This window comes from Burkholderia sp. SIMBA_051 (assembly GCF_046534915.1).
Lineage (GTDB): Bacteria > Pseudomonadota > Gammaproteobacteria > Burkholderiales > Burkholderiaceae > Burkholderia > Burkholderia ambifaria.
In genome coordinates this window covers 382,217-396,566 of sequence record NZ_JAWRXS010000008.1, presented here as the reverse complement: position 1 = coordinate 396,566, position 14,350 = coordinate 382,217, and the positions used below count along the sequence as shown (strand labels likewise).

The 14,350-nt window shown below is 66.8% G+C and carries 12 protein-coding genes and 1 pseudogene; 8 read left to right on the top strand and 5 right to left on the bottom strand.

Annotation, left to right across the window (positions count from 1 at the left end; genetic code table 11):
- The 3 genes from SB771_RS22045 to SB771_RS22035 all read right to left on the bottom strand — a co-directional run.
- Nucleotides 1-131, bottom strand: a 131-nt coding sequence (locus tag SB771_RS22045; RefSeq protein WP_410721816.1) for a DUF1348 family protein, incomplete at its 3' end; no start/stop codon positions are given.
- Between the two features lie 145 nt (nt 132-276).
- Nucleotides 277-747 carry a cyanase gene (cynS, locus tag SB771_RS22040; RefSeq protein WP_124657387.1) on the bottom strand — a complete coding sequence of 157 codons (471 nt, stop codon included), beginning with the start codon at nt 745-747 and terminating at the stop codon, nt 277-279.
- A gap of 61 nt (nt 748-808) precedes the next feature.
- Entirely contained in the window at nt 809-1,468 is a 660-nt protein-coding gene (locus tag SB771_RS22035) for a carbonic anhydrase (RefSeq protein WP_012372075.1), read from the bottom strand.
- Between the two features lie 152 nt (nt 1,469-1,620).
- Here SB771_RS22035 and SB771_RS22030 point away from each other — a divergent pair.
- Both SB771_RS22030 and SB771_RS22025 read left to right on the top strand, forming a co-directional pair.
- Nucleotides 1,621-1,860: pseudogene (locus SB771_RS22030) on the top strand (LysR family transcriptional regulator); the annotation flags it as partial.
- A gap of 437 nt (nt 1,861-2,297) precedes the next feature.
- Complete coding sequence (locus SB771_RS22025; RefSeq protein ID WP_175662402.1) at nt 2,298-4,811, top strand: EAL domain-containing protein; 2,514 nt, start codon at nt 2,298-2,300, stop codon at nt 4,809-4,811.
- A 204-nt stretch (nt 4,812-5,015) separates the two neighbouring features.
- On the opposite strand, the gene SB771_RS22020 is transcribed toward SB771_RS22025, so the two are convergent.
- Together SB771_RS22020 and SB771_RS22015 are read right to left on the bottom strand one after the other, a co-directional pair.
- Nucleotides 5,016-6,620, bottom strand: a complete 1,605-nt coding sequence (locus SB771_RS22020; protein ID WP_175662467.1) for a bifunctional aminoglycoside phosphotransferase/ATP-binding protein — start codon at nt 6,618-6,620, stop codon at nt 5,016-5,018.
- Between the two features lie 378 nt (nt 6,621-6,998).
- The gene (locus tag SB771_RS22015) at nt 6,999-7,913 is read right to left on the bottom strand and encodes a helix-turn-helix domain-containing protein (RefSeq protein ID WP_175662403.1); all 915 of its coding nucleotides are present in this window, start codon (nt 7,911-7,913) and stop codon (nt 6,999-7,001) included.
- A 332-nt stretch (nt 7,914-8,245) separates the two neighbouring features.
- Here SB771_RS22015 and SB771_RS22010 point away from each other — a divergent pair, with 332 nt between their 5' ends.
- The 6 genes from SB771_RS22010 (at nt 8,246) to SB771_RS21985 (ending at nt 14,338) form a co-directional block, all read left to right on the top strand.
- Nucleotides 8,246-9,319 carry a porin gene (locus SB771_RS22010; protein WP_175662404.1) on the top strand — a complete coding sequence of 358 codons (1,074 nt, stop codon included), beginning with the start codon at nt 8,246-8,248 and terminating at the stop codon, nt 9,317-9,319.
- Between the two features lie 104 nt (nt 9,320-9,423).
- The gene (locus SB771_RS22005) at nt 9,424-9,747 is read left to right on the top strand and encodes a hypothetical protein (RefSeq protein ID WP_011660795.1); all 324 of its coding nucleotides are present in this window, start codon (nt 9,424-9,426) and stop codon (nt 9,745-9,747) included.
- A 151-nt stretch (nt 9,748-9,898) separates the two neighbouring features.
- Complete coding sequence (locus tag SB771_RS22000) at nt 9,899-11,146, top strand: MFS transporter (RefSeq protein ID WP_105830939.1); 1,248 nt, start codon at nt 9,899-9,901, stop codon at nt 11,144-11,146.
- A 39-nt stretch (nt 11,147-11,185) separates the two neighbouring features.
- Nucleotides 11,186-12,052, top strand: coding sequence for a dihydroorotate dehydrogenase electron transfer subunit (locus SB771_RS21995; RefSeq protein ID WP_175662405.1), 867 nt, complete (start codon nt 11,186-11,188; stop codon nt 12,050-12,052).
- Nucleotides 12,045-13,022, top strand: a complete 978-nt coding sequence (locus SB771_RS21990; protein WP_165754159.1) for a dihydroorotate dehydrogenase — start codon at nt 12,045-12,047, stop codon at nt 13,020-13,022. Before SB771_RS21995 ends, SB771_RS21990 begins: the two co-directional genes overlap by 8 nt.
- Nucleotides 13,022-14,338 carry a Zn-dependent hydrolase gene (locus tag SB771_RS21985; protein WP_175662406.1) on the top strand — a complete coding sequence of 439 codons (1,317 nt, stop codon included), beginning with the start codon at nt 13,022-13,024 and terminating at the stop codon, nt 14,336-14,338. Before SB771_RS21990 ends, SB771_RS21985 begins: the two co-directional genes overlap by 1 nt.
- Nucleotides 14,339-14,350 lie beyond the last annotated feature (12 nt).

The window sequence follows — 14,350 nt, the reverse complement described above, 5'->3', positions numbered from 1 at the left end:
AGCGAATAGGCGAGCGCGACCTTGGCGGCGTCGCGCGAATTCCAGCCATCTTCCGCGAGACGGACTTTCTCGATGGCCGTCTCCAGCGTGAACGGGGGAAGCGGCGGGCGAATTGCTGCGGGTGAAGTCATTTCGGATCTCCTTGTGGAGTACAGCGCGTTGTTGGTGCTCGACGTGGAGCGCGGCCCCGTCATCGTGCAACCCGAGAGCGCAAGGCCGCCCGAAGCAAGCGCGGCACCGGTGCTCAGTAAGAATTTTCGTCTTCGCATCATTGGTTCAGAACGGCTTGGTTGGCAGATACTTGCCGTTGAGCGTGATGACGGCACGCTCGCCGCCTTCCGGGTCCGGAACCTTCTGGATATCGAGTTTGAAGTTGATCGCGCTGATGATGCCGTCGCCGAATTTCTCGTGAACCAGCGCCTTCAACGTCGAACCGTACACCTGCACCATTTCGTAGAAGCGGTAGACGGTCGGATCGGTCGGCACGCCACCCGGAATGCTGCCGCGCACGGGAATGGTTTGCAGCAGGCGCACGGCGTCGTCGTCGAGCCCGAGGCGTTCCGCGACGAGCTTCGCCGCATTCTCCGGCAGCGCATGCTGACCAAGCAGCGCGGCTGTCGTGTATGCGAGGCTCAGGCCCGTGCCTTCGTTGATGGCTTCGAACGTGAGGTTCTTGCGCACCTTCGCGTCGACGATCGTTTCCGTCAGAGCTTCGCGCGCGTTCGGTGTGACTTGCGATTGGGTCATGATGTTGCTCCTTGAGTAAATCAACCTAGTGAGATCGGCAGTCGGTGTGACGAGCCGGGAATCAGAGCGCAGCCACGCACTCGGCGGGCGTCGCGGTGACATCGGGATGCGCGGCGAGCGGCACGAACTGGCGAGTCGCGGCGTCGAGCGCGTCGATCGAGCCGGATTCGATGTCGTAGACCCATCCGTGCAAATTGAGGCGGCCTTGCGCGAGTCCCAGTGCAACGGAGGGATGGGTCTTGAGGTTGTCGAGCTGTGCGATGACGTTCTCGCGCACCATCGAGTCGACGCGCTCGCGCTCGCCTGCATGTTCACGCGCCTCGTTGACGAGCTTCGCCGAGTCGGCGTAGCGCAGCCAGTTCGCGACGGCGGGCATATGGTCGAGGCACTTGCACGTTGCGACGGCCGTCATCGCGCCGCAGTCCGAGTGGCCGCAGATCACCACATCCGTCACGCCGAGCGCGGCGACTGCATATTCGACGGTTGCCGACACACCGCCCGGCTCGGGACCGAACGAAGGCACGATGTTGCCGGCGTTGCGGATTACGAACAGATCGCCCGGTTCGCGCTGAGTGACCAGTTCGGGAACCATGCGGCTATCGGAACAGGAAATGAACAGAGTGCGCGGCGTCTGGCTGGTGGCCAGCTTGCGGAACAACTCCCTGCGAGCGGGCATGATGTCCCGTTGAAATTTCAGAAAACCGTCGATGATCTCTTGCATGGTCAGCTCCATTCAGTCTGGCGTTCGTCGCCGCGTCGGTCAGTGCGATGCGTTGAACAGAGAATGGACCTGTTGCGTCATAGTGTCCAAGACGGGTTTGTGATGCTAACCATAGGCAAGACCAATTGTTGTCGGACACGAGGAAATTCGCCGTGCTGTTGTGTGATGTCCGTTACGTCCTGGCCGTCCCGGAACACCGCAATTTCACGTACGCCGCCGAGGCACTGCACGTTTCGCAGCCCACGCTGTCGCAGCGGATACGTCAACTGGAAGACACGCTGCGCACTCAGCGGCTAGACCGTTCGGGGCGGAACGTGCAATTCATGGATGCCGGCGCGGCGTGGATGCGCTATGCGAAATCCGTGCTACGGGATCTGGATGCGGGCGGGCGTCGGCAGTCGAGATATCCTCCTGGTCATTCGGCTGTTGGTCTTCGTGAAGAACAAGCGCTGCCCCAAAATCAACGGAGACTGCGGCGGCTCAACATCGGAGGACCGGTTCATGGCGAACAAGAGTCATTGGCGCGAACGTCGCCATGGCACTCAATTCTTGTCCGAATCTGCCGTTAACCCAGGGGGCCGGCCCTGAGGGGGCAGTGTTCCGGCGTGTGGATTGGCTGGACAAGGGGGCCGTCAACCGCAGTCTCGAGGCCACAGTGCCGCGCTCGTCGCCGCGACGCCCCGACGATGGGTCAATTCCTCGTTTGCGAGTTCGATGAGTACGCAACCATTCGAGGCAGGTGATCTTATATCCTGCCTGCCGCCGCAGGCGCGCCCGAAGATTGCCGGATCGAAGTGCGCCGGCGAGGGTTTTTCGTATTGGTTAGAGAATGTATCCGAACAGTTATGATGTTCCGATTGCGCGCCTCGTTGCGCGTCAGATTCTGTCCTGCGCGCCCGCCACGCCGGTGCGGGAGGTCGCGCGACGCATGTTCGCCGAACGTTGCAGTTCGATCGTCGTGATGAAGGATGAACAGGTCGTCGGGATCTGGACCGAGCATGATGCACTGTCGGCCGGCGACAATCCGCGCGAACTCGATCGGCCGGTCAGCGAGGTGATGAGCCATCCGGTGCTGACGCTCGAGGCCAATACGCCGCTGGGTGAAGCCGCGATGAAGTTCAAGCAGTCGGGCGTGCGGCACTTCGTGGTGGTCCGGGACGGCGCCGCGATCGGCGTGCTGACGCAGACCGACATCGTCGTGAACCAGGGGGCGGAATTTTTCCTGCACCTGAAGCCCATCGAATCGATCCGCGTTCATCCGCCTGTTGTGGTGCCCGAGCAGACCGCGCTGCACGAAGTCATCGCACGGATGCGTGCGCAACGGCTCGATGCGATCCTCGTCGGCTACGACGATGGCGAGCACGGCATCCTGACCGAGCGGGACATCGTCCGGCTCTTGGCAGACGGCGGGGCCGAAGGTGCGGTCGGGGCCTACGCGAGCAGGCCGCTGCAGATGCTGACCGCAAGGCAGAGCCTGTATGCGGCGCAGCGTTTCATGACCGACCACAATGTGCGACATGTTGGCATCCAGGACGACGATGACAGGCTGACCGGGTTGCTCTGTTTCGCGGACGTGCTGCAGAGCATCGAGCACGAATACGCGAACGAGCTGCGCAGCGCGTTGCGCGAGCGCGACGAAGCGCTGGGCCTCGCGCGCTTTAACCTGCGCATGGCGGATCGGGTGTTCGAATCGGCGCTCGAAGGCATCATGGTGACCGACCGGCACGCGAAGATCGAGCGCGTTAACCAAGCCTTCACGCGCCTGACCGGGTACACCGAGGACGAAGTGGTCGGGCGCAACCCGGGCCTGCTGAGTTCCGGGCGCCAGACGCCCGATTTCTACAAGCAGCTGTGGCATTCGCTCACGACCGATGGCCACTGGCAAGGCGAAATCTGGAATCGCCGCAAGACCGGCGAGCTGTTTCTCGAATACCTGACGATCACCAGCATTCGCGACAGCGAAGGCGAAATCTCTCACTACGCGGCGATTTTTTCCGACATCACGCAGCGGCGCCAGGCGGAGGAGCGGCTGGGCTATCTCGCCACGCACGACGTGCTCACCAATCTCGCGAACCGGATGCTGTTCGAGGAGCGGCTCACGCACGCGATCGTTCATGCGAAGCGGTTCGGTCGCAAGGTCGCGGTGATGTACCTCGATCTCGACCGCTTCAAGCTGGTCAACGATACGCTCGGCCACAACGCCGGCGACGAGGTGCTGAAGATGGTCGCGGAGCGCATCGTCGCGAACGTGCGCGCGAACGACACGGTGGCGCGCATGGGCGGTGACGAATTCGCGCTCGTGCTCGAGGAGGTCGACGATGTCCGCGACGTCGGGCGAGTCGCGCGCAAGCTGCTGGACGAAGTGGGACGGGCGATCGATATCGGCGATCGCCAGATCTTCGTGACGCCGAGCATCGGCATCAGCATCTATCCGGACGACGGCACCGAGGCGGAGGACTTGATCCTGCTCGCGGACCAGGCGATGTACGGTGCGAAGAGCCGCGGCCGGAACGTGTTCCAGTTCTTCGAGAGCAAGATGACGTCGTCGGCGATCGAGCAGCTGGAGACGCTCGGCGAGTTGCACCGCGCGCTCGAGCAGAATGAATTCCGCCTGTTCTACCAGCCGCAATACGATCTGGCCAGCGGCCGGATCGTCGGCGTGGAGGCGCTGCTGCGCTGGTTGCATCCGAGCAGGGGTTTGGTGCCGCCGGGCGACTTCATCGGGCTCGCGGAGCGATCGGCGCTGATCGTCCCGATCGGCAGGTGGGTGCTGCACGAAGCCTGCCGCCAGGCGCGCCGCTGGCTCGACGAGGGCTTCGAATTCGGGCGTGTGTCGGTGAACGTGTCGGCGCGGCAGTGCTTTACCGACCACTTCCTGAGCGACCTGACGACCATTCTCAGTGAAACCGCGTTGCCGGCCGAATACCTGCAGCTCGAGTTGCTCGAAAGCATGGCGATGAACACCCGCGAGGAAATGGGCATCCTGCTGCGCGAACTGGCGACGCGGGGGATCAGCCTCGCGATCGACGATTTCGGTACGGGTTATTCGTCGCTGGTGTATCTGAAGGATCTGCCCGTCGATACGCTGAAGATCGATCAGTCGTTCCTCACGGACTGCGGCTCGGGCAGTACGGACGACGCGATCGTGCGCGCGATCGTTGCAATGGGGCGCGCGCTGGGGCTCGATGTCGTGATGGAGGGCGTCGAGACGGCAAAGCAGCTGGCCTTCCTGCAGGAGATCGGTTGCCACCAGGGGCAGGGCTTCCTGTTCGCACGGCCGCAGCCTGCCGACCAGCTGGTCGGCATCTCGTCGCGTCGCAGCGCTGAATTGCTGGCAGAGTGAGCCGATCGCGCCCCGGCCGTTCCGGCTGCGGCGCGACTTTCCCGCAGACAGTTCGATCGACGGGCACACGGGATCCAGCGCCCGATCGGAAAGCCAGTTCCAACGCACTGCATTCGGCCGTGCACGCGATTCGACCGGCTGGGTACTGGTTTGTCCGAGGTGCGCAGGCGGCCGGGCCGCTTGCCCATGACGCGCACCGCGAGCTTACGTACGCAGCGCGGCGAGTAATGGTGCCCAGAATGCGCGGCTCCCATACGCCGCGACATCGCAATCGGTGTCGAAACGGATCGCGATCGCGGCCTCCGCTTCGGTCAGCGGGTCCGCATGCTCGATCTGTCGTGCCAGCACGGCCGTGTCGGCATCGGAGGCATCGCGTCCGGATGCCGCCCGCGCCGCGACACGTGCAGCGAGCGTCGCCTGGCTCGCTGTGAAATCGAGAATCGCGACGCGCGCGCCGTGGCGTGCGGCGAGCGAGATGAACGCCGCGCGGTTGCGTTCGCGCAGGAACGTCGCGTCGACGATCGCCGTGTAGCCGCTGTCGAGCACCACGCCGGCCTCTGAAAGCAGCCTTTCGTAGACCCGGTCGATCGCCGTGTCCGAATAGGCGCCGCGCGGCAGACGGGTGCCCCCGGGGGCACCGGCATTCCGCTTGCGTTCGACATCGCTGGACAGCCGGATCGCCCCGAGCCGCTCCGCCAGCGCACGGCTGGCCAGCGATTTGCCCGAGCCGGAAACCCCGTGACACAGGAGCAGCATCGGTTGCGCATCGCGTCGTGCATTGGCCATGGCCGACGCGATGCGCAGATAGCGGGCACGCGCCGCTTCGTCACCGCGTAATCGTGCGGTCAGCGCGCGCACCAGTGCCCGATAGACGAAGTAGCACGGCAGCACGCCCAGTGCCGCATGGTCGCCCGTGCGTGCCAGCCATCCGGAAAGGAGGCGGTGGGCGCAATCGTCGCGCCCGTGGGCGGAGAAATCCATCAACGCGAACGCGAGATCGCTCGCCACGTCGATCCAGCGCAGCGTGTCGTCGAATTCGATGCAGTCGAACATCAGGATCCGGTTGCGCCAGCGGACGATATTGTCGAGATGCAGATCACCGTGGCACGCGCGCACGAATCCGTATGCATGCCGATCGGCAAGCCGCGGTGCGATGCGGGTCAACTCGGCTTCGTACCAGGCGCGCAGCGCCGCTTCATCCGTCACGGCGACGTCGAGCGTGTCGAGCAAGGGCCGGCACTGGGCCGCGACGCATTCCGCGCTGCCGGGATGGCCGCGCGGGGCGCGGCGCGGCGCATGCAGATGAAGGCGGCCCAGCATATCGGCGAGGGCGTCCGCATCCGCCAGCCCTTCATCGAGCGACGTGCTGCGTGCGGACAACATCCCTCGCGCGTCGAACCGGCGCATGCGCACCACGTACTCGCCGGGCGCCGCCTGCTGCCGCTGACGGCGCCCGCCAATCCGCACCGGCGCATCGAACGCGCATCGTCGGCCGCGTGCGACGAGCGGCCAGACGCCCAGGTACAGCGGGCCGGCAAACGGCCGATTGAGCGTGCATTCCGCGAGCGCACAGCGGCGGCGCCGCGCAGCGCGCACGAGATCGACGAACGCGAAACGCACCGGCTTGATGCGCTTGTACGCGTAGCGCCCCGCCAGATAGACGACGGACAGATGGGTTTCAATCCGCTCGATGCGTCCCGCGGGGTGCGGATACGTGGCGGGCCGACTCAATGCGCGATCGAATTGCATCGACTTTCGTCGTGCGTTTCCGCGGCCTAGCGCAAACGGTACGTGAGGCGTTCGGGACATGGTGGACGGATCGGTATGGCGGGCGCGCGCGTCGTTGCCGCACCGCGCAGGTTGGATTCGAACGAGAACGGCACGTTCCCGTCTGCTCGATTTTGTCGGATCGGTGTGGCAAGCCACACACCACCGCTTGACGGACTCCATTGCAGCCGAGCAGCGCGCGTGCCGACTTGATACGCGTCAAGCCTGCAACGAAAGAGGACGCTTGACGCAAGTCAACCGCGCTCGCGGGAGCGGCAATACAGTCGGTTCCAGCACCCGTGAAGGCGTGACAGCGCGCGGCATGTTGCATGCGCGCCGCGACATGGCGGGATTGGCGGCCGCCGGGCGCGGTCATGTCGCTCCCAACCCGGAATCGCGCGTGATCCACCCCACGCCCCACTACGCCCGGTCGAGCAGGTCGACGAGCAGCCTGGCCCCGTCGGCCCCCTTCGTGGAATCGGTCCACAGCCGGTCGATCATCTTCCGGTACATCGCGACGGCATCCGCCGACGTTGTGATCGTCGCGATGCCGGTACGAATGTTCGGCAGCTCGCCGAGCCGGAATGGCGATACCGCGATATGCGCGCTGTCGTCGTCCTCGAAGATCTGGAAGGTCTCGTTCGGCAGGTTGTCGCTGACGATGCCGATACGCACGCCTTTCTCATCGTCCTCCAGCATCCCGACGATCCGCATCACTTCCCGGCGCGCGGCGAGTTTGCGCTCGAGCTGCACGCCCGGCGGCAACCCGAGGCGACCGACCAGGCCGTGGTGCAGGAACTGCTCGATCTGGCGCAGCCCGATCAGGCTCGTCACGTTCAGCGGTGCGCGCCGGAACGCGGCTTTCCGGTCCGCGAGGATCGTCATCACTTTCGACAGCGTCTGCCGCCACGCGGCATCGGTCAGCGACGGCGGGATGCTTTCCTCGAGCATCTGGCGCAGCCAGCCTTCGTAATCGTCGGAGGTCAGCAGGAACGAGAACGGATCGAAATGCGCGAAGATCCGCTGCGAGCGGCTCTCGATCTGCCGCATGCGCTCGAAATAGCTGATCGCCGAATCGTGATACTCGACCTCGACGCCCATCAGGTTCGCGAGCGACACGCCGAACAGCGCGGCGAGCCGCTCGAGCGTATCGATCTTTACAATCTCGCCACGTTCGAGCTTGTAGACCGCCGCGCGCGAGATGTTCAGGCGCTCGGCGACATCCTCGCTGCGCAACTCGGCAGCCATCCGGTACGCGCGCAAGCGCTCGCCAATGCTGTCGAAGTCGAAGCGCGCGCCGCGCAGACGCGTTTTTCGGGAACCGGCGGTGGACATGAAGTACCTCTAGGTGGCGGGTGAAAAATCGACAGACACCGGGTTGCGCGACCGCGCCGCGCCGCCATCCTGCCGAGGGCATCGCGAAGATCGATGTTTGTCTATTTTTTTGTATCGGGTATTTTAACGTAGCCGACAACGGATGCTCGCACATCCGCGGCTTGCGCTCGTCTGGTGCGCGGTAACGGCCTGCGACTGGACCGTGTCCGTGCGCGTGCACATCGTCTAAATATTTGGACGAAGGGCGAGCGCGCAGACGCTGTCGGCGATAGAGGCATCGCCCCTTCCAGACATTCACATGTGCCGGCCCATTGCGCCGGGAGGAGAAAAGCATGACGTTGCGTACCCCGCGCGCCCGATTTCGGGCAGGATTCCTGATGGCCGGCGCGGCAGGCGCCATTGGCGTCGCGTCGCTCGCGCACGCGCAGTCGAGCGTGACGCTGTACGGCGTCGCCGACGCTTTCGTCGGTTCTGTGAAGCAACCCGGCGGGCGCACGGCGCTCGTGCAGTCGGGAGGCGGGATGACGACGTCGTTCTGGGGGCTCGGCGGCAGCGAGGATCTCGGCAACGGCAACAAGGCGTTCTTCGTGCTCGAAAGCTACTTTCAACCACAAAGCGGCGCGTACGGCCGCTACGCCGGGGACAGCCTGTTTTCGCGCAATGCGTACGCGGGATTGCAGTCGCGGTTCGGCCAGCTTCGTCTTGGCCGGATCACGACGCCGCTGTATCTCGCGACGATCCAGTTCAACCCGCTGTTCAATTCGTACACGTTCTCGCCGATGATCTTCCACACGTTCAAGGGCGTGGGCGCCGAGGGCGTGGTCGGCGATTCGGCGTGGAACAACGCGCTCGCCTATACGAGCCCGACGTTCGGCGGATTCAATGCGGGGCTGCTGTATGCACTCGGCAATACGGCCGGCCGGAACGGCGCGAAGAAATGGAGCGTCAACGCGAACTACGCGCGCGGCGCATTCGCGGCCGCCGTGGTCTTCCAGTACGTGAATTTCAGCGCGACGCCTGGCGATCTCGACGGCGCGCTCGCCGCGGCGCCGGGCCTGTCGAGCCAGCGCACGGTGCAGGTCAGTGCGTTGTACGACTGGCGTGTCGTGAAGCTGTTCGCGCAGTACATGAACGTCGCGAACCGCGCGCAGCGCGGCAACTTCCACGGCGATACGCTGCAGGCCGGCGTCAGCGTGCCGATCGGCGTGGGTTCGCTGCTGGCGAGCTACGCGTATACGCATTCGAGCGGGGCGCTCGCCGACGGCGCGCATCGCAGCACCGGCGCGCTCGGCTACGACTATCTGCTGTCGAAGCGCACCGACCTCTATTCGGCGATCAAGGTCGATCACGTCGGCGGGCTGTCGACCGGCATCACGTACGGCGCGGGCCTGCGCACGCGTTTCTGACGTAGGCATCGCGATGCGAGGCTTCCCGGTTTACCCCGATACATCGGACGCTTGCATTCCGTTTTTGATGCGGGTAGTCTAAATATTTAGACGAGGAGGAAAGCATGAACCTTATGGACGCCACGCAGTGGCTGGCACAGGACGTCGTCGGCTTTTCCGACATTCACCGGTTCGCGACGCGCTGCCGGGACGCGGCGGCGCCGCACGGGCGGGAATCGGCGGCGCTGGTGCTGCTCGCACAGGCGGCCGCGACGTTCGCCGAACGGCAGGAGGGCGTGGCGGTCTGCACGGAGACGGTGCAGGCGTTTCTCGCCGAACTGCGCGAGCACGCGCGGCGGCTGAGCGATGCAAGCGGGCGCTCGGACGACGCGCTGCTCGCGGCGCTCAACGGCTTCGCCGCGCAGGTGTCGAAGGAACTGGTCGTCTGATGCGCGACGCCGGCGCGAATCCGCCCGGGCCACGCCCTTAAGCTGTGCGATGCCGACGATCGGGTTGTGGTCCGTCTGTCTAAAAAAAACGACAAACGACCGCGAGGCGGACCGCCGGCATCGATATCCCCTCCTCACGATACGGACAATCATGGAAGCGAACCTTCGATCCTCCGCGGCCGCGCCCGCCGACGCACCGCCCGAACGGGTGTCGCGCTACGCGTGGAAAGTGCTGGCCGGCTCGGCCATCGGCTATGCGATGGACGGCTTCGACCTGCTGATCCTCGGCTTCATGCTGCCGGCAATTGCGGCGTCGCTGCACCTCGGCGCGCAGCAGGCGGGGGCGCTCGTCACGTGGACGCTGGTCGGCGCGGTCGCGGGCGGCGTGATTTTCGGCGCGCTGAGCGATCGCTACGGCCGCGTGCGCGTGCTGACCTGGACGATCCTGCTTTTCGCGGTGTTCACCGGGCTGTGCGCGTTCGCACAGGGCTTCTGGGATCTGCTCGCGTACCGGACCATCGCCGGCATCGGCCTCGGCGGCGAATTCGGCATCGGCATGGCGCTCGCGGCCGAAGCGTGGCCTGCAGCCAAGCGCGCCCGCGTGTCGTCGTACGTGGCGCTCGGCTGGCAGAGCGGCGTGCTCGCGGCGTCGCTGCTGACGCCGCTGCTGCTGCAGAGCGTCGGCTGGCGCGGCATGTTCGCGATCGGCGTGCTGCCCGCGATCGTCGCCTGGGTGCTGCGCAACAAGCTGCACGAGCCGGAAGTGTTCGTCCGGAGCCCGCAGCCGGCGCGCACGGGCGCGCGTTTCCGGCTGCTGTTCGCCGATGCGCGCACGACCCGCACGAGCATCGGCATCGTCGTGCTGTGCGCGGTGCAGAACTTCGGCTACTACGGGATCATGATCTGGATGCCGACGTTCCTGTCGAAGCAGCTCGGCTTCTCGCTGACGAAATCCGGATTGTGGACCGCCGTGACCGTGCTCGGGATGATGGCCGGCGTCTGGCTGTTCGGACACCTGGCCGACCGGATCGGCCGCAAGCCGACGTTCCTGCTGTACCAGCTCGGCGCGGTGGCGATGGTGTTCGCGTATTCGCGGCTGACGGACCCGGCCACGATGCTGTGGGCCGGCGCGCTGATGGGCATGTTCGTGAACGGCATGGTCGGCGGCTACGGCACGCTGATGTCCGAAGCGTACCCGACCGCGGTGCGGGCGACCGCGCAGAACGTGCTGTGGAACGTCGGCCGTGCGATCGGCGGCCTCGGGCCGCTCGTCGTCGGCGCGCTCGCCGCGCGCTATTCGTTTCAGATCGCGATCGCGATGCTGGCCGCGCTGTACGTGCTCGACATGATCGTCACGGTCACGCTGATTCCGGAACTGAAGGACCGCGCGCTCGACTGACGCGCGTGGCTCCCGCCCAACCGTAACGAGGAGAGAACGATGGACGTGATCGACGGGGCGCGCGCCTGCGCGCAGCCGTGGGCGGCCACGGTCGCCACGCACGCGTGCGACGTGGTCGCGCATCGCGCGGTGAACCGGCGCTATCGCTATCTGCGCGTGCGCGCCGACGCGCCGCTCGCGAGCGTCACGCAGGCCGGCCAGTTCTATCAGCTCGTCTGCCCCGTCAGCGATCTGCACCGGCCATTCCTGCCGCGCCCGATGAGCGTGTACGGCGTCGGCCCCGGCGCCGGCGAAATCGAGTTCCTGTACAACGTGACCGGCGAAGGCACGCGTGCGCTCGCGCAGCTCGGCGTCGGCGCGCGGCTGTCGATCGTCGGGCCGCTCGGCCGCCCGTTCACGCTCGACGCCGGCGCGCGACGGCTGCTGCTCGTCGCGCGCGGCGTCGGTCTCGCGACGATGGCGCCGCTCGTGCAGCGCGCGGCGCGGGCGGGCATCGCGCTGACGGTCGTGATGTCGGCGCGCACGCCGGACGACCTGATGACCGCGGAATTCCTGCGCGGCGCGCCGGCCGACGTGCATGCGGTGTTCGACAGCGACGGCTCGTCGGCGGTCGCGAACGTGGACGCGCTGCTGCGCGCCGCGATCGCGCGCGATCGGCCGGACGCGGTCTACACGTGCGGCTCGCAACGGTTGCTCGCGCTGCTGCAGCGCGTGCTTGCCGACCATCCGTCGATGCGCGGCGAGGTCGCGCTCGAGCAGCGGATGGCATGCGGGATGGGCGTCTGCCTGTCGTGCGTGCGGATGTTCGACGACGGCGCGACCCGCGCATTCCGGCGCGTGTGCCGCGAGGGCCCGGTGTTCGCGATTCGCGACGTGGTGACGGAGGTGGAGGTGGAAGTTGGCTGACCTGAGCGTACGCGTGGGCGAACTGCGCCTGCGCAATCCCGTGATGCCGGCATCCGGCTGTTTCGCGATCGAGTATCGCGATGCGCTCGACCTGAGCGGGCTCGGCGCGCTCGTGATCAAGAGCGTGTCGCCCGTCAGCCGCCCGGGCAACCCGACGCCGCGTGTCGCCGACGCGGGTGACGGCATGCTGAATTCGATCGGCATTCCGAGCCGCGGCATCGACGACTATCTCGAACACGTGCTGCCCGCGTACACGGGCCACGGCACGCCGGTCGTCGCGTCGGTGTCCGCCGATACGGCGGACGCGTTCGCGCGCGCGTGCGAGGCGCTGTCGCGGCCGGACGTCGCGGCGATCGAGGCGAACATCTCGTGCCCGAATCTCGAGGCGGACGGCATGGCGTTCGGGATGGACGCGGGCATGACCCGGCAGGTCGTCGACGCAATCCGCACGCGCACCGGGCATCCGCTGTGGGTGAAGCTGACGCCGAACGCGGGCAACATCGCGAAGATCGCGCAAGCGGCGCAGGACGCGGGCGCCGATGCGATCGTGATGGGCAACACGGTGCTCGGCATGTCGATCGACGTGCGCACGCGCCGGCCGTCGCTCGGCAACGTGATGGGCGGCCTGTCCGGGCCGTCGATCAAGCCGATCGCGCTGCGGCTCGTCCACCAGTGCTACCGCGCCGTGTCGATACCGGTGATCGGCTGCGGCGGCATCCGGAGCGCCGCCGACGCCATCGAGTTCCTGCTCGCCGGCGCGAGCGCGGTGCAGGTGGGCACTGCGTCGTTCCGCGATCCGGGCGTGATGCGCACGATCATCGACGGGCTCGAGCAGTTTTGCGCGGACGAGGGCATCGGCGCGATCGCGTCGCTGACCGGGCAGGTCAGGCTCGACGCGGAGCTGAGCGAGCGCTGGCAGCGCTTTTGCGCGGCGCCGGCGCGCGCGGGCGGCACGACGGCGGGGGCGTGATGAACGCGCATACCGACAGGCCAGACGCGCCGGCGGACATCGACGTGCACGACGCGGCGGCGCTGCCGCTTGCCGAACTGACGGCGCTCGCCGAGCAGTGGTTCGACGAGATCCGCGTGCTGTCGGCCGACGGCGTGGGCGTCACGCGCGAGAGCTACGGCGACAGCGAAACGGCGGCCGCGCAGCGGCTGGCGGCGCACGCCGAACGCGAGGGCATCGCGGTGCGCGCCGACCGCGCGGCCAACTTGATCTTCAGCCTGCCCGACGCGGACCCGCATGCGCGTGCGATCTGGGTCGGCTCGCATCTCGACTCGGTGCCGCATGGCGGCAACTACGACGGGCTCGCGGGCATCGTCGCGGGGCTGCTGTGCCTCGTCGCGCAACGGCGCAGCGGCCGCGCGTCGCCGCACCCGTTGAACGTGATCGCGCTGCGCGGCGAAGAGAGCGCCTGGTTCGGCAAGGCCTACATGGGATCGAGCGCACTGTTCGGCCGGCTGACGCCGGACGATCTCGCGATGAAGCATCGCAGCACCGGCCGCCCGCTGGCCGACTGCATGGCGGCGGCGGGCGTCGACATCGACGCGGTGCGGGCGCGCAAGCCGCTGTTCGACGTGCGGCGCGCGCATGCGTATCTGGAGCTCCACATCGAGCAGGGGCCCGTGATGGTCGCGCGCGGGCTGCCGGTCGCGGTCGTGTCCGGCATTCGCGGCAACGTGCGGCACAACTCCATCAGCTGCATCGGCGAGGCCGGCCACTCCGGCGCGGTGCCGCGCGACCTGCGGCACGACGCGATCTTCGCGGTCGCCGAGCTGATCACGCGGCTCGACGAGCACTGGCGCCGGCTGCTTGAACGCAACATCGATCTCGTCGTGACGACCGGCATCGTGTCGACCGACCAGGACGAGCATTCGATTTCGCGGATTCCCGGCCAGGTGCATTTCAGCTTCGAGGCGCGCAGCGAGAGCACGGAGACGCTCGACGTCTTCCATGAGCTGCTGATCGCCGAATGCAATTCGATCGCGCGCGAGCGTGGCGTGCGATTCGATTTCGACCGGCGGTTGGCGAGCGCGCCGGCGCGGATGGATGCCACCCTGCGCGCCGCGCTAGCCGACGCGTGCACGCGGCTCGACGTGCCGTATGCGACGCTGCCGAGCGGCGCGGGCCACGACGCGGCGCTGTTCGCGAACGCGGGCGTGCCAAGCGGGATGCTGTTCGTGCGCAACGATCACGGGTCGCACAACCCGCGCGAGGCGATGTCGATCGATGATTTCATGCTGGGCGTGCGCGTGCTCGCCGACACGATTGCGCGGCTGTGACCGGCGACACGG